The sequence below is a fragment of the Tenacibaculum agarivorans genome (assembly GCF_001936575.1).
Taxonomy (GTDB): domain Bacteria; phylum Bacteroidota; class Bacteroidia; order Flavobacteriales; family Flavobacteriaceae; genus Polaribacter; species Polaribacter agarivorans.
This window is the reverse complement of sequence record NZ_MSMP01000011.1, coordinates 119,613-138,590: the sequence shown is the minus strand read 5'-3', so window position 1 is coordinate 138,590 and position 18,978 is coordinate 119,613. Positions and strand designations below refer to the sequence as shown.

General features: G+C 30.2%; 16 protein-coding genes. 12 read left to right on the top strand and 4 right to left on the bottom strand.

Annotated elements, in window-relative coordinates; translation table 11 throughout:
- The first annotated feature begins 56 nt into the window (after positions 1–56).
- The 3 genes from BVC87_RS10490 to BVC87_RS10480 are packed head-to-tail and all read left to right on the top strand — an operon-like array spanning position 57 to position 2,826.
- A complete protein-coding gene (locus tag BVC87_RS10490; RefSeq protein ID WP_075342328.1) occupies positions 57–1,394 on the top strand; it encodes an MATE family efflux transporter in 1,338 nt (445 codons plus the stop codon).
- A 60-nt stretch (positions 1,395–1,454) separates the two neighbouring features.
- A complete protein-coding gene (locus tag BVC87_RS10485; protein ID WP_075342327.1) occupies positions 1,455–2,024 on the top strand; it encodes a TetR/AcrR family transcriptional regulator in 570 nt (189 codons plus the stop codon).
- 52 nt (positions 2,025–2,076) lie between these two features.
- The gene (locus BVC87_RS10480) at positions 2,077–2,826 is read left to right on the top strand and encodes an SDR family NAD(P)-dependent oxidoreductase (protein WP_075342326.1); all 750 of its coding nucleotides are present in this window, start codon (positions 2,077–2,079) and stop codon (positions 2,824–2,826) included.
- Positions 2,827–3,265: 439 nt separating this feature from the next.
- On the opposite strand, the gene BVC87_RS10475 is transcribed toward BVC87_RS10480, so the two are convergent.
- Positions 3,266–3,937, bottom strand: coding sequence for a DUF2461 domain-containing protein (locus BVC87_RS10475; protein WP_075342379.1), 672 nt, complete (start codon positions 3,935–3,937; stop codon positions 3,266–3,268).
- Positions 3,938–3,992: 55 nt separating this feature from the next.
- Positions 3,993–4,883 carry a DMT family transporter gene (locus BVC87_RS10470; protein ID WP_075342325.1) on the bottom strand — a complete coding sequence of 297 codons (891 nt, stop codon included), beginning with the start codon at positions 4,881–4,883 and terminating at the stop codon, positions 3,993–3,995.
- Positions 4,884–5,105: 222 nt separating this feature from the next.
- Here BVC87_RS10470 and BVC87_RS10465 point away from each other — a divergent pair, with 222 nt between their 5' ends.
- From BVC87_RS10465 to BVC87_RS10455, 3 genes are all read left to right on the top strand, one after another.
- A complete protein-coding gene (locus BVC87_RS10465; protein ID WP_075342324.1) occupies positions 5,106–6,221 on the top strand; it encodes a helix-turn-helix domain-containing protein in 1,116 nt (371 codons plus the stop codon).
- A gap of 134 nt (positions 6,222–6,355) precedes the next feature.
- The gene (locus BVC87_RS10460; RefSeq protein ID WP_159439344.1) at positions 6,356–7,261 is read left to right on the top strand and encodes an SMP-30/gluconolactonase/LRE family protein; all 906 of its coding nucleotides are present in this window, start codon (positions 6,356–6,358) and stop codon (positions 7,259–7,261) included.
- 86 nt (positions 7,262–7,347) lie between these two features.
- The gene (locus BVC87_RS10455; protein WP_143569759.1) at positions 7,348–7,560 is read left to right on the top strand and encodes a hypothetical protein; all 213 of its coding nucleotides are present in this window, start codon (positions 7,348–7,350) and stop codon (positions 7,558–7,560) included.
- A gap of 95 nt (positions 7,561–7,655) precedes the next feature.
- Here the strand turns inward: BVC87_RS10455 and ychF are convergent, their stop codons facing one another.
- Complete coding sequence (ychF, locus tag BVC87_RS10450) at positions 7,656–8,747, bottom strand: redox-regulated ATPase YchF (protein WP_075342321.1); 1,092 nt, start codon at positions 8,745–8,747, stop codon at positions 7,656–7,658.
- A gap of 142 nt (positions 8,748–8,889) precedes the next feature.
- On the opposite strand from ychF, the gene BVC87_RS10445 reads away from it, so the two are divergent.
- The 5 genes from BVC87_RS10445 to BVC87_RS10425 all read left to right on the top strand — a co-directional run bounded on the left by BVC87_RS10445 (position 8,890) and on the right by BVC87_RS10425 (position 17,438).
- A complete protein-coding gene (locus BVC87_RS10445; protein WP_075342320.1) occupies positions 8,890–9,456 on the top strand; it encodes an RNA polymerase sigma factor in 567 nt (188 codons plus the stop codon).
- A gap of 76 nt (positions 9,457–9,532) precedes the next feature.
- Positions 9,533–10,531 (top strand): FecR family protein, encoded by a 999-nt coding sequence (locus tag BVC87_RS10440; protein WP_075342319.1) that lies wholly within the window; start codon positions 9,533–9,535, stop codon positions 10,529–10,531.
- Positions 10,532–10,547: 16 nt separating this feature from the next.
- Positions 10,548–13,493 carry a TonB-dependent receptor gene (locus BVC87_RS10435; RefSeq protein WP_075342318.1) on the top strand — a complete coding sequence of 982 codons (2,946 nt, stop codon included), beginning with the start codon at positions 10,548–10,550 and terminating at the stop codon, positions 13,491–13,493.
- A gap of 119 nt (positions 13,494–13,612) precedes the next feature.
- Positions 13,613–16,627, top strand: a complete 3,015-nt coding sequence (locus BVC87_RS10430; RefSeq protein WP_075342317.1) for a TonB-dependent receptor — start codon at positions 13,613–13,615, stop codon at positions 16,625–16,627.
- Between the two features lie 67 nt (positions 16,628–16,694).
- Positions 16,695–17,438 (top strand): class I SAM-dependent DNA methyltransferase, encoded by a 744-nt coding sequence (locus BVC87_RS10425; protein WP_075342316.1) that lies wholly within the window; start codon positions 16,695–16,697, stop codon positions 17,436–17,438.
- 47 nt (positions 17,439–17,485) lie between these two features.
- Here the strand turns inward: BVC87_RS10425 and BVC87_RS10420 are convergent, their stop codons facing one another.
- Positions 17,486–17,836, bottom strand: a complete 351-nt coding sequence (locus BVC87_RS10420; protein ID WP_075342315.1) for a 4Fe-4S dicluster domain-containing protein — start codon at positions 17,834–17,836, stop codon at positions 17,486–17,488.
- 71 nt (positions 17,837–17,907) lie between these two features.
- Here BVC87_RS10420 and BVC87_RS10415 point away from each other — a divergent pair, with 71 nt between their 5' ends.
- Positions 17,908–18,969 (top strand): acyl-CoA reductase, encoded by a 1,062-nt coding sequence (locus tag BVC87_RS10415; protein WP_075342314.1) that lies wholly within the window; start codon positions 17,908–17,910, stop codon positions 18,967–18,969.
- Positions 18,970–18,978 lie beyond the last annotated feature (9 nt).

Sequence of the window (18,978 nt, the reverse complement as noted above, 5' to 3'; positions counted from 1 at the left end):
AAACTTACGTAAGAAAGCGTATTATTTCGTTAATTTGTAAACTAATTTCTACGACCATGAATCAAGTTGCCAGTGAACTCTCTACAGAAAAAATAAGTAAACTATTATTAAAACAATCTGTACCTGCTGCTATTGGTATTCTGGTAATGTCTATCAACATGATTGTAGATACTATTTTTGTTGGTCAATGGATTGGAGTTTTAGCTATAGCTGCTATTACAGTTGTTTTACCTATTGGTTTTTTAATATCTTCTATTGGAATGGCTATTGGTATTGGTGGTAGCTCTGTAATTTCCTTAGCTTTAGGAGCTGATAATGTTGAAAAGGCGAAAAAAGTATTCGGAAATCAAATAAGTTTAACCACCATAAATTCAGTAGTTTTAGTAACTATTTGTTTAGTTTTTGAAGAAGCTGTTTTAAAACTATTTGGAGCTAATGGAAACATTTTAGAGCCTGCAATTCCATATTTTAGAATTATTATACTGGGTGTACCTTTTTTAGCCTATGCAATGATGGGCAACCCAATTATTAGAGCTTTAGGTAAGCCTACCTATGCTATGGTAGCTTTAATTTTACCAGCCATTGCCAATATTATTCTAGACATTTTATTTATTAAGGTTTTTGGTTGGGGAATGTTTGGTGCTGGCTTGGCTACTTCCATTGCTTATGGAGTATGTGGATTATTCATTTTAGGTTTTTTACTGTCTAAAAAAAGTAATTTACAAATACGTTTTGATCAATTGAAATTAAACAAAGCTATTGTTTCCGAAATTAGCTCTTTAGGTAGCATTACACTAGTTAGACAAGGAACGATTAGTGTTTTAACTATTATTTTAAATTATTCATTATATAAATACGGAAATGAATCTTCTTTAGCTGTATTTGGAATTATCAATCGTCTAATGATGTTTATCTTTTTCCCTGTATTTGGTATTGTACAAGGTTTTTTGCCTATAGCTGGATATAATTATGGTGCAAACTTGTATGACAGGGTAAAACAAGTACTATACACTGCTAACAAATACGGAACTATTTTGTGTGTCTTGATTTTTATTGCTGTGTATTTCTTTAATTATGAAATGACTACAGTGTTTACAAACGATAAACAATTGTTAGAGCAAACACCAAATGCAATTTTAGTAACGTTATTAGCTACACCTTTTATTGCTTTTCAATTAGTTGGTGCTTCTTATTTTCAAGCAGTAGGAAAAGCTAAGCCTGCATTAATATTAACTTTATTACGACAATCCATCTTTTTAATTCCATTTATAATAATCTTACCTATATTTTATGGACTAGATGGAATTTGGTTCTCCTTTCCTATTTCTGACTTGTTGGCAACAGTAGTTACCTACTTTTTTGTTCAGAAGGAAATTGCTTTATTAAAAAATTAACATTTTATTTCATTTGCATTTTAGTTTATTTATTAATTTTGAAACGATCATTTCAAATATATGCCAAAGACAGAAACATTTGATAAAGAATTAGTAATTCAACAAGTAACCGAAGTATTTCATAGCAAGAGCTATAGTTTAACTTCTATGCAGGACTTAGTTGATGCTACTGGTTTGAATAGATCGAGCATTTATAACACTTTTGGTAGTAAGTTAGACCTTTATATGTTGTGTCTAAAAAGTTACCAATGTCAAGCTCAAAATGAAATTCAAAATATTCTTTGTTCAAATGAAAATGATTGTTATATAAAAACTTTAGAACGAATTTTTTATACAAATATTAATGATAAAAAAGGGTGTTTGATTAACAACTGTACAACTGAAATGGCCAATCAGGAAGACAGTATCAATTCATTTCTAAAAAGTAATAATCAAGGTATGATAGCATTATTCCAAGATATTATTGAAAAAGGTCAAGAAAGAGGTAGTATAAATACCAATAAAACAGCGTATGAATATGCCATTTATCTTGTAACCACTTTTCAAGGATTTAGTTTATCTAATATTTTGATTAATGATCAAAAAGATATGCAGAGCATTGTTAAAACAATACTTTCTGTATTAGAATAAAATTTTTTTTAACCTTATTTGAAACGATTGTTTCAAATAAAAACTAATCATCATGAACAAATTAAAAGACAAAGTAGCCGTAATTACTGGCGCAAATAGTGGAATAGGTTTAGCAACTGCAAAATTATTTTTAGAAGAAGGTGCTAAAGTTGTAATATCTGGAAGAAGAGAAAGTGCTTTAGCAGAGGCAACTAAAGACTTAAACGGTGAATTTATCACTGTGGTAGCAGACGTAGCTAAAGAAGAAGACAACAAAAAATTAATACAAGAAACGGTAAATACCTTTGGTAAAATTGATGTGTTATTCTTGAATGCTGGTGTTGCTCCAGTTGCTCCAACTAATGAAATTACAAATGAGCACTATACAGAAGTTTTTGACATTAATGTTAAAGGGCCAATTTTAGCAACAAAAGAAGCTATTCCACATCTGAATGATGGAGGTTCTATCTTATTCACCAATTCTATTGTTCACCAAAAAGGATTTGATGGATTTGGAGTATACTCTGCAAGTAAAGGAGCTTTAAGAGCCTATTCTCGTGTATTAACATCAGAATTAAAAGGTAGAGGAATTCGTGTTAATTCTATTGCTCCAGGACCAATTGAAACTCCTATTTACGGAAAAATGAACTTACCGGGAGAAGTTGTAGAAGAAATGGGTAAAGGTTTTGCTGAAACAGTACCATTAGGTAGATTTGGTAGATCTGAAGAAATTGCAAGTACTGCATTATTCTTAGCTTCTGAAGATGCTTCTTTTATTAATGGTGTGGAGTTAGAAGTTGATGGAGGATTAAGTCAGATATAAAATAATCTAACACTGGTGCCTTCGAGTTCCTCAGGCACCAGTGTTATAGCTTATGAGTAAATTTAAACAATCCTAAATTGTCAGTTCGAGAACCATCAACAAAAATTTTGTGAAACGGTTTTAATAGCATATTACTAAAAGAATGACCTATTGATAAAAATTTACAAAAATCAAGGTAGCAGCGTTGGCTGAAAGATGAAAAGCTGTTTGAGCGATAGCGAGTTCTTTTCATCTGTTGCTGGAGATGCCGTAGTATTTTTAAATTCTTATCATTCTAGTCTTGATTTTTGCTCCTTTGTCTTGATGCAAAGGAGAGGAAATATAGACCATTTATACATAAACATCTATTATTCAAAATTTAATTTTCTTCATTACATTCTAAAAATCACTTGAATTAACAGAATTTTGTTGCAAATACACAACAGGTTTAAGCTTCTATTTAAAGAAGTGATTCTCCATTTAAATTTGTAGTCAATACTGAACTCATCAAATCAAAAAATGGACGTAACGCTTGATAAGATTTGTCAATTTCTTGTAAAAAGTTTTTAGACAACACTTCTTTATCTGTAAAATTTCGAACTGCGATATATCCTTTTTTTCGGATTAAATCAATATCTGGATGTGTTTTGTCAAAACCTTTAGGTGCAGTTTTCAATTCTTCTCCTTCAAATTTATCGCCAAAGTATTTTTGAAATTCTGGATCTGCTAAAATTTCTCTAAACTCAGCAGCATCAATTTCTATTTCCTTTCGAATTCTGAATAAATCATCTTTATTTGGTTCCCAAAAACCACCAGCAAGAAAACTTTCCCCTGATTTTAATCGTAAATAATACCCACCTCGTAAATGTGCACCATTTCTAGAAAAAGAACCTGCAAAATGCGTTTTATAAGGTGTTTTATCTTTAGAAAAACGTACATCTCTATAAATTCTAAAAAACTTGTGCTTTTCTATTTCATCATGCTGTTCTAATTGTTCTTGAACGGCTTTATAAAATTGCTTTACCTCTTTTTGAACAGCGTCAAACTCAGATTTATGCTCAGCAAACCAATCTCTATTGTTGTTTTCTGATAATTGATTTAAAAATTGAAAAGTTGATTCTTTAAATTGCATATTTGGCATTTTTAGCTAAAATAAGTTAATTTCTAAACTATCTATTCTTCTGCAATTACTTTTTAACATTTAAAACGCCTAAAATTACGATGATGGTTCCTATAACTTGAGTTACTGTTAATCGTTCATCTAAAAATAAAAAAGCGAGTAATATGGTAGAAATTGGTCCAATTGCAGCTATAATGGCAAAATTAGATGAAGAAATCATTTTAATGGATATCGATACTAAAAATGAAGGAATTACGGTGGCAAATATAGCAATGCAAAAACCTAAAATATATACTTCAAATGGTAGGTCTAAAATATTTGTTGTTGCTTGTAAACCAAAATGGATAAATACACATATACAAGATACTAACATGGCATAAGCTGTAAATCGCATTACACCAAACTTAGGAATTAGCCAACCACTACCTACTAAATAAGAAGCATACGTAATGGCACTTAATACCACATAAAAACCTCCTATATAAATTGTTTTTCCAGATAAACTTACTTCATTACCAAACGTTACTATTATACCTATATACGTAATGAGTATGGCTATTTTTTGATGTTTATTAATTGGCTTTTTCAAAAACCATTTATTAAACACTAAAACAATGGTTGGATAGATAAATAAGATAATCCGTTCTAAACTTGCCTTGATATAGGTTAGCCCGACAAAATCAAAATAACTTGCTAAATAATACCCTACTATTCCAAAAAATAGTACCCATACATAGTCTTTTTGTTGGTTCTTCTCCTCTGCCCTTTTTTCATTTCGATATAGAATGGCAATGATCACATAAAAAGGAAATGAAAACAGCATCCGTAGCAATAATGTTGTTATAGCATCAACATTATAGTTGTATACGAGCTTAACCAATACTGCTTTAGATGAAAATAATATAATTCCTAAAAGCCCTATAAGAACTCCTGAGATAAACTTTTTTTCTAGTTTCATTATGTAAAAATAAAACGTAGGCTGGAATATATGTTAACTAAAACTTCGGAATTACAATCATAACAGCTGATGAGTACGTGATAAAAAACTGATAGTGTTTTAATTAACAATTTTTAAATAATACATCATAAGTTTTAAATTTTAACTCATTATACGTAGTTCTGTATAACTTCGGTCTATTCGAACTCAAAATTACTTTAGATTTGTGATCAAATAGTCGATATGAATTTTCATTTTTTAGACCTCTTATTATTTGTTGGTGTTAGTCAAGGTTTCTTTTTAGGTATTACCATTCTTTTAGTTCGAAATAAAAACAAATCAGCGAACAAACTTCTTTCCTTTTTATTGTTTTCAGCTACAATTATGTTAAGTGGACGAGTATTCTTATTTAAATATTTTTCTCCTTTATTTCATAAAATAGCTTTACTAGCAGAAACCATTATTTTTCTATTTGGTCCATTAGTATACTTGTATACCAGAAATTTATTGACGCAAAGCAAAAAACAATTACCATTTCAGCATTTTATTCCCGCTATTATTCATTTTATATATGCCATAGTAGTAATTTCTATTGACTATGACACTCTTATTCTAATGATACGACAAGGAAAATTCAATTTAATCTATTTCATCACTGAACTCAGTGCTTTAGCCTCAAATATCATTTATGTAGTTTTAGCTTTTCTGGTTGTTAAAAATTACAAGATTGAAGAAAAAAATGAACTGTCCTACACTCAAAATATCTACAATTATTTACATTTTCTGATTTTGGGTATAAGTACTATCTTAATCTTCTGGATGTTTAGTTTTTTAAATTATTTTATTCCCATTCCTCTTACGGCTTATATCAATTATAACTCTGTGTGGATTTGTACGCCTATTTTCATATATATAGTAGGGTTTTATAGTTTACGTCAACCTGAAATATTTCGAACTCCTCCAAAAAGCAAGCAAACTATTTCAAAAAAAGAGCGTTTGACTCCTGAAGAAACACAAAGAGTATCTAAAGAATTAGAACATCTTATGGTGGATGAAAAAATTTATTTAGATCATAAATTAACTTTGGTAGCATTAGCCAAACAATTGAATACGTCTACCAACAACCTATCGTGGTTATTAAATACGATTCATAAATCTAATTTTTATGATTATGTAAATAGATACCGAGTGCAAAGTTTTATTGAAAAAATACAACATGGAGAACATGAAAGTCATACTATTCTAGCATTATCTTTAGATTCTGGATTTAATTCTAAATCTACATTCAACAAAGCGTTTAAAGAAATTACACAACAAACTCCTACTAGTTTTATCAAAAGTTTAAGTTCATCTGTATAAAAATATACCTTGTAAACTAGCTGTTCTGTTTTGCTGTATACCTTAGGTCGATTCAAAAGTAATTAGGAAATAGTTTTGAATTGAACTTAAATCTATACACAATGAAAATGCTCAAAAAGCAAAACAAACTTTTTATGTACGCTATAATTTTACTACTACACTTAAGTATATCTTCTTGTAAAGATGAAATTGTTCCAAGAGATCCTATCGTAGAAACTTTAGTCATGGATTTTACAGGTAATGATGCGGTTTCTGTTGATCAGGATGGAAATGTTTTTGTGTCTGAATATGGACGATTTGAAACTACTGGAGGAAGTGGTACCAAAATTTTTAAAGTTACACCTGAAGGAAATGTATCAGAAGCAGTAACAAATTTAACAGGTCCATTAGGAAATGCTATTGACAAAGATGGGAATATCTATGTTAACGACGCTAACAATACTTTGAATGGGAAAATTGTGAAAATTAATCAAAAAGGGGAAAAAAGTACGATAGCAACAATAGATGGATGGCCTTCAGGTCTTACACTAGATCAAGAAAACAACATTTATGTTTCAAACTTCTCTAAACCAACAGTGCATAAAGTATCACCAAATGGTCAAGCAACTTTATATGCCTCAGACAGTAGATTAGCTGGTGGCGTTGGAATTGATTTTGATACTAACGGAAATTTAGTTGTCGGAAACTTCAGTACTGCCGATATTTTATCGATTACACCAAACGGAGAAGTAGCCTTAATTGCCAACATTCCAAACATCGTAAATCAAGGATTTGGTATTGGTTATATCACTGTTATTGAAGATAATGTGTATGCCACTGGTATTGCTGTAAATAAGATTTTTAAAGTTTCCTTAAAAACAGGAGAGATTACAGTATTAGTTGGAACAGGAGAAGCCCAAACTATAGATGGTGATTTTTCTGAAGCAGCTTTTAGAACTCCTAATGGAATAACCTCTGATAAAAGGAACAAAATACTATATGTCTCAGAACTTGGAAATTCAGCAGCTGGTGCCTTAAGAAAAATTTACTTACCTCAATAAAACTTCTTTCGCGAGAATAGACATAAAAACCTTGAATGTCTTTAAATAATCAAGGATTTAATCAACCATTTAAATCTATTTTTATTATGAAAAAAACAATCCTAAGCTTAGGAAAAGTATTACAAAGAAAAGATCAATTAAGTATTAACGGAGGCGCAATAACTTATTGTAATAGTGATGCGGATTGTATAATACCTGGTAGTGAAGCTGAATGTGTATCCGCATGTATCACAAATTTAATCAACGGGACAAAAGTTTGTGTTTATGATACAACTACTTGTTTTGGTGGTATTGGGTAATATATACTATGTCAATTATTGAATTGAACTAAAACTAAAAGAGAATAGTCATACAACTATTCTCTTTTATATATTTTAATACATGAAGACAAACATTATGCATTAGTCATGAAGTGCATCACATCACCATCAGCTACTACATATTCTTTACCCTCTGCTCTTATTTTTCCTGCTTCTTTAACCTTAGCCTCACTTCCATATTCAGCATAATCTTCGAAACTAATAGTTTGTGCACGAATAAATTTCTTTTCAAAATCGGTATGAATAACTCCAGCTGCCTCCGGTGCAGTAGCCCCTACTGGTATAGTCCAAGCCCTTACTTCTTTCACACCAGCCGTAAAATACGTTTGTAAGTTTAATAATGTATATGCAGAACGAATTAAACGAGAAACACCTGGTTCTTCTAACCCAATGTCAGTTAAAAACATCTGACGCTCTTCATAATCTTCTAGCTCAGCAATATCTGCCTCTGTAGCTACAGCTAATACGATGATTTCAGCATCTTCATCTTTAACCGTTTCTCTTACTTTTTCTACATAAGCATTTCCGTCTTTAGCAGAAGATTCATCTACATTACAAACATACATTACTGGTTTTGCCGTAATAAATTGCATTGATTTTACTAGCTCTTCTTCTTTTTCAGTAAACTCAATAGTTCTTATAGATTTACCTTCTAGTAATACTGCTTGAATTTTTTCTAATAAAGCTAATTCTGCTTGTGCTTCTTTATTTCCTGTCTTAGCTGCTCTTTTAACTTTTTCTAGTCTTTTTTCAACAGCTTCTAGATCTTTAAGTTGTAACTCAATGTCTATAGTCTCTTTATCCCTAATAGGATCTACAGAACCATCCACATGTACAATATTATCATTATCAAAACAACGTAACACATGCAAAATAGCGTCTGTTTCTCTAATATTTGCTAAAAATTGGTTTCCTAAACCTTCTCCTTTACTTGCGCCTCTTACTAAACCTGCAATGTCTACTATTTCTACAGTAGCAGGAATTACCTTTTCAGGATTAACTAGTTCTTCCAGTTTTTCCAATCGTTGGTCTGGTACATTTACCACACCTAAATTAGGCTCTATAGTACAAAACGGAAAGTTTGCACTTTGCGCTTTAGCATTAGACAAACAATTAAATAATGTTGATTTCCCTACATTAGGTAACCCTACAATTCCAGCTTTCATTTATATTATTTTTAGAGTTTGCAAATATAGTATATTACATTACTTTTTCAGAAAATAAACAGTAAACTCTAATTATTCATTTAACCTTTTTTTTACAGAATATGATATTTTTCTTAACTTCATCACTTATTTTTCCGAAATAATGGATCATACATCTGAAGAAATATTATGGAAATCATTAAAAGAAGGGGATTTAGATGCTTTTTCAATGGTATTTAAAAAGTTCTATTCTTCATTGTACAATTATGGTTTAAAAATTTCTAAAGATGAAAACCTCACAGAAGATACCATTCAAGATTTTTTTATTTATGTATATGAACATAGAGAAAACTTGAGTGATCTAAATGCCATAGCTCCATATTTATTTTCTTCTTACAGAAGATTTATAATAAAAAGGGTAAATAAAACAAAGAAGTACTCAATAATAAGAAATCTTGATACAGATATTGTTGATATAAATTTTACTGTTGAAGAACTGATTACTCATCAGGAATCTACAACATACAGAAATAAAAACTTAACAAATCTGATCAACCAGCTCCCTAAACGCCAAAAAGAAGTTATTTTTTTAAAATTTCACTGTAACCTCAAAGCCAAAGAAATAGCCGATACTATGGAGATTAATTACCAAAGTGTAGTAAATACTCTTCATAAGGCTATTAAAAACCTAAGAAAAGAGATAACTAACATTCAATTATTAAATTCATAAATTTGTAATAAAAAAAGAGTATACTTTATAATTTTTACTCTTATTTTAATAAAGGAATTGTTGTATAACTAATTTAATGCGTAAGGAAAAACATAATAGTATAGACGATTTTTTAAATGACAAATCATTTAAAAACTGGGTTTTGAATAAAGAAACTACTGATGACTATTGGGATTCTTGGGTTCAAGAAAACCCAGATCAGTTTGATGTATTTAATAAAGCTCAGCATATCATACTTGGTATAAACTTTAAAAATGATACGGTTCCTCAGCAAAAAATTGATGCTGAATGGAATAAATTAGAATCTAAATTAAAAGTTATACAAGAAAAAGAAAAGAAAACGAAATACACTACAAAAAAACGTATTCAACAGCTTAGTATTGCTGCAAGTGTAATCGTATTACTATCGATTGGAGCATTGATATACCGTCAGTTCTCTCCTATCGTACATAAAACATCTTATGGAGAAGTTTTAGAGTTTACATTAGAAGACGGAACTTCAATTACTTTAAATTCAAATTCAAAAATTTCATATTACAGAAATGAAATTCGAAAAATCAAATTAGAAGGTGAAGCTTATTTTAATGTAAAAAAAGAAAAAGCTACTAATGCAAAATTTTGGGTAAATACGAATGATTTAACAGTTGAAGTATTTGGCACACAATTTAACGTGAATACACATCGTAATAAAACTAAAGTATATTTGGAAGAAGGGAATATTAAATTAGCTTTAGACAATGGTTCTTCAAAAAAAATGATTCCTGGAAATTATATAGAGTACTCTTCAGTAAACAAAAAAATTATAGTAGATAGAAACATAAACTCTAATGAAGAACCTGCTTCATGGAAAGATGGCAAATTAATTTTTGACAACTATACACTAGAAAAAGCTTTAAATAGAATATCTGATACTTATGGGGTTTCTTTTTCCTACAAAGACAAGGAAACTAGACAAAAATTAATCACTGGTGTGGTCCCTACTACAGATTTAAATATCTGTTTAAATGCAATAAAAAAGTCCACAAACGTAAATATTAAAAAAGAAAATAGTATACTAGTAGTGTCTAAAAACTAATTCTAATTCTTTTTTAATGGCTAATAAGAATACATTACTACTGGTATCCTTTTGGATTGTATTCTTTTTTTGCACTAAAAACCTATATGCACAAACTCCCAAAAAGATACTTTTAGTTGATGCTTTAGATAGTATTAGCAGTACACACAATATTTTTTTTACATATAACCCTATTATTATTAAAAAGGAGAAAATAGATATTTCCCCTTTTAAAAACCTATCTCTACAAGAATCTATTTCTCTATTAAAAAAAATTACTTTTTATGAAATTGATTATCTAGGGAATAACTATTACGTACTGTATAAAAGGAGTTTACACAAACTTCCAGCTTCTAAAAGATATATAATATCGAAAACTAGTGATTCAATTACGAATCAGAATCTTAAACAAGGAAACACAAAATTCAAAAGATTTATTAGAGGCTTAGTTATTGATCAATATTATCAACCTATTCCTAAAGTGAATATTATTGAGGAAGGTACACTAAACGGAACTATTTCTAGAAATGATGGCGCTTTTGAAATGGAATTATTGGAAAATAATACATTGTTATTTTCTCATATTGGATATGAGCCAAAAACTATAAAAGTTGATAATGAGGATTTTCTGAGAATTCAATTAGCATCAGGTTTTAAATTAGATGAAGTTTTTGTTGTAGGGTCAAGAAATAAAAACAGGAAAAAGATAGATGCACCTGTCTCAACTGATGTAATTCAAACGAAAAATGTTAAGAAAAAAAGTGAATTTTTAGAAGTAAACCAATTTATTCAATCTGAAATCCCTTCCTTTAATGCTACTAGACAATCAGGTTCTGACGGTTCTGATCATATAACACCTGCATCCTATAGAGGTTTAGGTCCTGATCAAACATTAGTTTTAATTAACGGAAAACGAAGGCACCAATCTTCATTAATTAATTTATACGGGACAAGAGGAAGAGGTAATTCTGGTACAGATTTAAATAGTATTCCTACCGCTGCAATTCAACAAATTGAAGTATTAAAAGATGGAGCTTCTGCACAATACGGTTCTGATGCAATAGCTGGAGTTATTAATATTGTTTTAAATGATAATTCAGAAAAAACAAATATAAATTCAACATTTGGGTTTTATAATGCTAGTAATAATACTAATCCTGAAAGAAAAGGAATTGATGGATTAACCTATAAAATTGATATCAATCATGGAGCTAAAATATATAAAGACGGATTTATAAATCTTACAGCTGAATTTTTAACAAAAGAAAATACCTTTAGACAAGGTACTGATATTCGAGAAAATTATGGTGATGCAGCAGTAACAGGCAGTAATATTTTTGTAAACTCTAAAATTCCAATATCAAAAAAAATTAAAGGATACATACATGGCGGATTCAATTACAGAAATACCCAAGCCTATGCTTTTACAAGACCTTTTGATAGTGAACGAAATGTCCAAAGCATATATCCAGAGGGCTTTAATCCTTTAATTACATCAAACATTTCTGATAAATCACTTACAGTTGGATTAGAAGGTAAATTAAATCAGTGGAATATTGATTTCAGTAATACATTAGGTGAAAATTATTTCCATTATTTTATCAAAGAAACCTTAAATGCTACTTTATTAGAAAATTCTCCAACTGAATTTGATGCAGGAGGACATAGCTTACGACAAAACACAACTAATTTTGATATTTCAAGATATTATCCTTCTTTTTTAAAAGGAATAAATATCGCTTTTGGATTAGAAAATAGAATTGAAAACTATCAAATATTTGCTGGAGAAGAAGCCTCTTATGGTATTTATGATAATAATGGAAATTTAGCGACCAACCTAACACCTGTGGATCAAATACCGACATTTAACGGTACAATTAGACCAGGGGGATCTCAAGGATTCCCTGGATATTCCCCTTCTAATGAAGTGAATAGAAATAGAAATAGTTTAGGAATATACTTAGACACAGAAATTGATTTTACTACTAAATGGTTACTTGCTGCAGCATTACGATTCGAAAATTATAGCGATTTTGGTAATACTATAAATACCAAGTTAGCTTTTAAGTACAGTATTACTCCCAAAACAAATATTCGATTTTCTCTAAGTACAGGCTTTAGAGCTCCTTCTTTAGCACAAATATATTACAATTTAAAATTCACAAACTATATCGACAATACCCCTGTAGAATCTTTCCTTATTGCGAATAACAACCCTATTACCAGACGTTTTGGTATTGATCAATTAAAAGAAGAAAAAGCTGTAAATTATGGTTTAGCAATACATCATAAATTCAATGAAAATTTACATTTTTCTGTAGACTCATACTTTATAAATATTAAAGATAGAATCATATTAAGTGGAAATTTTGATGCTTCTAGTTTAAATGCTAATGTAGAAAATGTGCAATTTTTTGCTAATGGAGTAAACACTGTAACTTATGGTTTAGATTTCAGGTTCAACTGGATCAAGAAATTTTCAAAAAATAGAACATTGGGAACTACTTTTTCTGGAAATTTAAATCATATCGATATCACAAATATCAATAATAAAGAACTAGATAAAGAAACGTTTTTTGGAATTCGCGAGCAATATTTCCTAAGAGCATCTGCTCCAAACTACAAATTACTCCTAAATGCAATATATTCTAATGGGAAAATCTCTTTGAGTAATACATTAACAAAATACAGTAATTTAAGCTTAATAGACTGGCAAATACAAAAACCGCTAAGCGAATTTAGTAATTCAGAGAAAGAAAGATTAGAAGCTTCAATCGATAATTATGATGCTAGATTTACGCTAGATTCCCACATTTCTTATAATTTTAATAAAAAAATCTCTCTGCAATTAGGCGCTAATAATCTCTTCAACACTTTTCCTTCTGTACAAGGCAGAAATACTGATAGCGGAGGACTTTGGGATGCTGTTCAAATGGGAACGAACGGTGCCTTTTATTACTCTAAAATCTCGGTTCAATTTTAATTTTTTTCAAAAAAAGGAGTATAAAAAATACGAAGCTTACTTATTAAAAATATAAGGTAACTGTTAATATCTTATATAAAAACTAAAAATATTTTTAATTATTAACCAAAAATCTATTTATGAAGAAACTCATAACGTTATTATTTATCACCTTATTTTCAGGTATTTTATGGTCTCAGACAAAAATTGCAGGGACTATTAAAGACACCAGCAATGAGCCATTACCAGGAGCTAATATTATTGAAAAAGGCACTCAAAATGGAACAACATCAGATTTTGAAGGTAACTTCCTATTGAATGTACAAGAGGGTGCCACTTTAATTGTTAGTTTTTCCGGATTTGAAACGCAAGAGATTCCTACTAATGGAAAAACCACATTTGATATTATTTTAAAAGAAGGATTACAACTTGATGAAGTTGTAGTTACTGGTAGTAGAACACCTGCTAGAAGTAATACAGCTAGTCCTTTACCTGTTGATATTGTTGGGGTTAAAGAATTACAAGCTACAGGACAAACTACATTTGACAAAGCCTTACAATATAAAATACCATCATTTAACACGGTAAATACACCGGTAAATGATGCTACTTCCCTACTTGATCCATACGAAATCAGAAATATGGGACCAAGTAGAACTTTAATACTTATCAATGGAAAACGTAAAAATTTAAGTGCATTATTATATACTCAAACTTCTCCAGGTAGAGGTGAAACTGGTGCTGATATTTCTGGTATTCCTACTGATGCTATCAAAACTATTCAAATTCTTCGAGACGGGGCATCTGCTCAGTATGGTTCTGATGCAATTGCCGGAGTAATGAATATCATTTTAAAAGATGATTATAAAAATGGATCAGCTACATTTAGAACTGGTATTACAGGTGAAGGAGATGGAGAAATGCTTGGTGTAAGCGTTAACAATGGTAGCAAAGTTGGAGAAAAAGGATTTATTAATTATACTGTTGACTTTTCTAAAACTGCATTAGCAAACAGACCTGGTATTGTTGACGCCGATGGTGAATTTGGAGATTTTGTTGCGGTAAATCCAAATAGTTTTAATAGTTATGTTAATGATGACGGTACCTTAGGTGGTGTACCATTATCTAGTTTTGCTGATAATGCAGCTATTGAAAACTTTTTTACAAATACATATATGGGAACACCTGATTATACTGCTAAATTTAATGCAATTAATCAAGGTAACACTCTTGGTAGACAAGTTGTTGATGAATTTTTATCTAGAAGACCAGATGCCGGTAACATAAATGGATCTCCTGAAACTACAGCGGCAAAATTCCTTATTAACGGAGCTGTAGGTTTAAAAGATGACAGTGAATTATATTTTAATGCTGCATATGTATATAAAAAAGTAAATAGTTTTGCGAATTACAGAACACCTTATTGGAGACAACAAAATGACTTTATCAATCCTGCTGATGCTAATGGAAATAGAGCTATTGCTGGATGGAGACAAACTAGCGACATGGGATATTTAGCAAGTTTCTTCCCTGGAGCTAATCCAAATACTATAGGTGGTTACGACGGATATGTACCTACTTTTGAAGGAGATCTAAACGATTACAACGCTACATTAGGATTCAAATCTGTTATAAACGATTGGAATGTAGACGCAAGTGCAACTTTTGGTGGTAACATACAAACCTATACTGTAAGTGATTCTCATAATAGAAACAGAGTATATGCTACAAGCTTTGATGATGCTAATGGTAATGGTATTGCTGATCCAGGAGAAGTTTTTACTCCTATTTCTTTATACAGAGAGAATAGTCCTATTAGTTTTGATCCAGGAGGAACTGCTTTCAATCATATCGTTGGTAACATCGATATCTCAAAAGTTTTATCTGACCAAGTTGCTATAGCTGTTGGTGCTGAGTTTAGAACAGAAAACTTTGAAGTTATTGAAGGTGATTTAGCTTCTTATGATGGTGGTGGTGCTGACTCTTTTGCTGGTAACCTTCCTGAAAATTCAGGTAATTTTAACCGTTATAACTTAGGAGGTTATGCAAGTTTAGATTGGGATGTAAATAAAGATTTCTTAATCAACGGAACAGTTAGAGCTGAGAATTTCTCTGATTTCGGTAGCACTTTTGTTTGGAAGGCTAGTTCAAGATATAAATTTGCAGAAGATAAATATACATTAAGAGCTTCTATATCAACAGGTTTTAGAGCACCTACGTTACACCAAATTTATACTCAAAAAGCACAATATAGCTTTGTACCAGGACAAGGAATTCAAGTTGGTGGATTAGTAAATAATATTTCTCCTCAAGCACGTTTATTAGGAATTCCTAAATTAACTGCTGAAGAGTCTACTAACTTTACTGTAGGTATTGGTGGTAAACCTTTTAAAAACTTCTCTTTTACAGTAGATTACTATAATATTGCTGTGGATGATAGAATTGTATTAAGTACTGAAATTGGTAGAACTAGTGCTGGTAATACGCCTTTAGATCAAATATTAAATGCTAACAATTTAAGTGATTTAAGTTTCTTTGTAAATGCTATAGATACAAAAACTTCTGGTATTGATGTAGTAGTTAGTTATAATAAAATAGCTCTTGGAAACGGTAAGTTAGGTTTCAATTTATCTGGTAATTATACAATTGAAAACGAAAGAGATGGTGCAGTTAAAAATCCTGACATTGTTGCAAATGCTGGTCAATCTGTAGTAAACGCTACACAAGAAGCATTATTCTTTACTTCTAGACCGCAGACTAAGTGGATTTTAGGTACAACATATGACATTGGTAAATTTGGTTTTTCACTAAACAATACTTATTTTGGCAAAACAACATTTAAGCAACAAGGTTTAGATAGCAATTTAAGAACTGAATTTATTCCTAAAATAGTAACAGACTTAGGAATTAACTACAATGTAGATGATAATTGGACTATTGCTTTTAACGCTAACAATTTATTAAATGTTTTACCTGAATGGGAATTTGTAGCTGAAAATGCTGCAGGACAAGCAATTTTAAATGATCCAGCTCAAGTAATGTCAAACTCGAATTTAATTACCTTCAATCAAAGATACTCTCAAATGACCTACGATGGTTATCACTTTAGCCAATTAGGAAATTTGTTTAACTTATCTGTTAACTACAGATTTTAATCAATCATTGTTTTAACCTAAAAAACCCTGAGTTTTATACTCAGGGTTTTTATTTATAATAATAATTATGCAAAACTTATACTCTAAAGGTTTTGAAAAGCTATATGATGAAATGTATCAGGTTTTTATTGATTATGAGAATGAGTTTAATTTCTATAATTCTGTAATCAAGAAAAATAAAGCAACAAATGTCTTAGAAATTGGCTGTGGATCTGGTCATTTAGCTAAACATTTTATAGCATCGGGAATTGATTATTATGGAATGGATTTAAGTTCAGACATGATTAATCTTTCTAGAAAAAGAAACCCTAAAGGAACTTTTATTCAAGGCAATATGACTGACTTTTCATTAACTACAAAAGTAGACGCTACATTAATTACAGGAAGAACAACTAGCTATTTAAACACCAATTTATCGGTATACAATATGTTAAATGCTATTTATAATAATTTAAATAAAGATGGAATATTATGTTTCGACTTTATAGACGCTAATCGTTTTTTTGCTGTAATTAAAGATGGAAAAGAGATGATTCATAATGCCAATATAAACGAAAGAAACTATTCTAGAATTAGCTTTATGGAACCTGATAAAAAAAATGAGAATTTCATGTTTCAATGGAATTCAAAATATTATGAAACGAATAATTCAGGATCAAAAATTCTCATTGAAGACATATCTACTGTCAGAGCTTTTACAAAAAATGAATGGGAATTGTTTTTAAAATTAAGTAACTTTAAAATAATAGAAATTGTAGATAGAAAAAGCTATGCTTTTGATACTTATGTTATTGTAGCTCAAAAACAATAAAAAACCTAAACTTAGTAGTTTAGGTTTTAATTTTCTATAAAAAAAATTTATTCGTTGTGCATAAAACGTTGTTTTGCTAACAACTCTTCTTCTGTTTCTACATTGTCTTCATCTGGCACACAACAATCTACAGGACAAACAGCAGCACATTGAGGTTCTTCATGAAAACCTTTACATTCTGTACATTTATCCACAACTATGTAGTAAATCTCATCAGAAACTGGCTCCTGATCTTCATCTGCGTTAGCGCTTTTCCCATTTGGTAACACTAAGTTTCCAGTTAAATCAGTACCATCAGAATATTTCCATTCTTCAGCACCTTCATATATTGCCGTATTTGGGCACTCAGGCTCACAAGCACCACAATTTATACATTCATCAGTTATAATTATCGCCATAGCTAATCTATTTCTGTTTTGTAACTTTGCTGACACAAAAATAAAGCCAATTTAATTTAGAACCAATTTAAATGGATATAATTGAACAGCGCATACATTCATTTGTTGAATTAGGGCATTTTTTAAGCCAATTTTCAAGACAAGAAATCGTTAAAAAAGACAATATACTTTTTAACGACATTTTTTTTGATGGTTATAAGCATCAATTAAAATTAGCAGAAGAACACAACAATTGGTTTACTAAAGACAATCTTCTTTTTGCTTGTGAAAATTGGGCTCAAGCTTTATCTGATTCTAACATAAAAAAATGGATAGCACAAGAAGATTTACTAGAAAAGTCAGATAAAAAAGTAGCTATCATTATGGCTGGTAATATTCCTTTAGTTGGATTTCATGACTTTTTATCTGTTTTAATATCTGGTCATGCAGTTATAGCTAAATTATCTAGTAATGATAAACACCTGTTACCTTTTTTAGCTAAGTATTTAGAATATACAAATGAAAATTTCAAAGGAAAAATATCTTTCACAGAAGATAAACTAACAGATTTTGATGCGGTAATTGCCACCGGAAGTAATAACACAGCACGTTATTTTGAATACTATTTTAAAAATAAACCTAATATCATTCGAAAAAACAGAAATTCTGTTGCCATCATTCATGGAAATGAAAATGAAGATGATTATGAAAAATTAAGTGAAGATGTTTTTAGATATTTTGGTTTAGGTTGTCGTTCTGTTTCTAAAATCTTTATTCCCCGAGATTATAGTTTTGATGCTTTTTTTCAAGGTATGTTTACCAAACAAGATGTGATTCAAAATGCTAAATACGCTAATAATTACGACTATAATAAAGCAGTGTATTTAATGAGTGAATTTGATATTCTAGAAAATGGTTTTTTAATGATCAAAGAAGATGAAAGTTACTCCTCTCCTATTGCTTCTGTTTTTTACGAATATTATGATAATATCGATGATTTAAAAATCAAACTATACGAAGATCGAGAAAAAATTCAATGTATAGTCTCCAAAGACTTTATAGAAAATGAGATTCCTTTTGGAAAAACTCAGCACCCAGAGTTATGGGACTATGCAGATGGCGTAAATACGCTAACTTTTTTATCTACTATTTAAATCTAAAAG

Bases quoted from the DNA above. Each gene is read 5' to 3' on its own strand.
- BVC87_RS10490 (WP_075342328.1), top strand. From the start codon at position 57: ATGAATCAAGTTGCCAGTGAACTCTCTACAGAAAAAATAAGTAAACTA.
- BVC87_RS10485 (WP_075342327.1), top strand. From the start codon at position 1,455: ATGCCAAAGACAGAAACATTTGATAAAGAATTAGTAATTCAACAAGTA.
- BVC87_RS10480 (WP_075342326.1), top strand. From the start codon at position 2,077: ATGAACAAATTAAAAGACAAAGTAGCCGTAATTACTGGCGCAAATAGT.
- BVC87_RS10475 (WP_075342379.1), bottom strand. From the start codon at position 3,937: ATGCAATTTAAAGAATCAACTTTTCAATTTTTAAATCAATTATCAGAA.
- BVC87_RS10470 (WP_075342325.1), bottom strand. From the start codon at position 4,883: ATGAAACTAGAAAAAAAGTTTATCTCAGGAGTTCTTATAGGGCTTTTA.
- BVC87_RS10465 (WP_075342324.1), top strand. From the start codon at position 5,106: ATGAATTTTCATTTTTTAGACCTCTTATTATTTGTTGGTGTTAGTCAA.
- BVC87_RS10460 (WP_159439344.1), top strand. From the start codon at position 6,356: ATGTACGCTATAATTTTACTACTACACTTAAGTATATCTTCTTGTAAA.
- BVC87_RS10455 (WP_143569759.1), top strand. From the start codon at position 7,348: ATGAAAAAAACAATCCTAAGCTTAGGAAAAGTATTACAAAGAAAAGAT.
- ychF (WP_075342321.1), bottom strand. From the start codon at position 8,747: ATGAAAGCTGGAATTGTAGGGTTACCTAATGTAGGGAAATCAACATTA.
- BVC87_RS10445 (WP_075342320.1), top strand. From the start codon at position 8,890: ATGGATCATACATCTGAAGAAATATTATGGAAATCATTAAAAGAAGGG.
- BVC87_RS10440 (WP_075342319.1), top strand. From the start codon at position 9,533: ATGCGTAAGGAAAAACATAATAGTATAGACGATTTTTTAAATGACAAA.
- BVC87_RS10435 (WP_075342318.1), top strand. From the start codon at position 10,548: ATGGCTAATAAGAATACATTACTACTGGTATCCTTTTGGATTGTATTC.
- BVC87_RS10430 (WP_075342317.1), top strand. From the start codon at position 13,613: ATGAAGAAACTCATAACGTTATTATTTATCACCTTATTTTCAGGTATT.
- BVC87_RS10425 (WP_075342316.1), top strand. From the start codon at position 16,695: ATGCAAAACTTATACTCTAAAGGTTTTGAAAAGCTATATGATGAAATG.
- BVC87_RS10420 (WP_075342315.1), bottom strand. From the start codon at position 17,836: ATGGCGATAATTATAACTGATGAATGTATAAATTGTGGTGCTTGTGAG.
- BVC87_RS10415 (WP_075342314.1), top strand. From the start codon at position 17,908: ATGGATATAATTGAACAGCGCATACATTCATTTGTTGAATTAGGGCAT.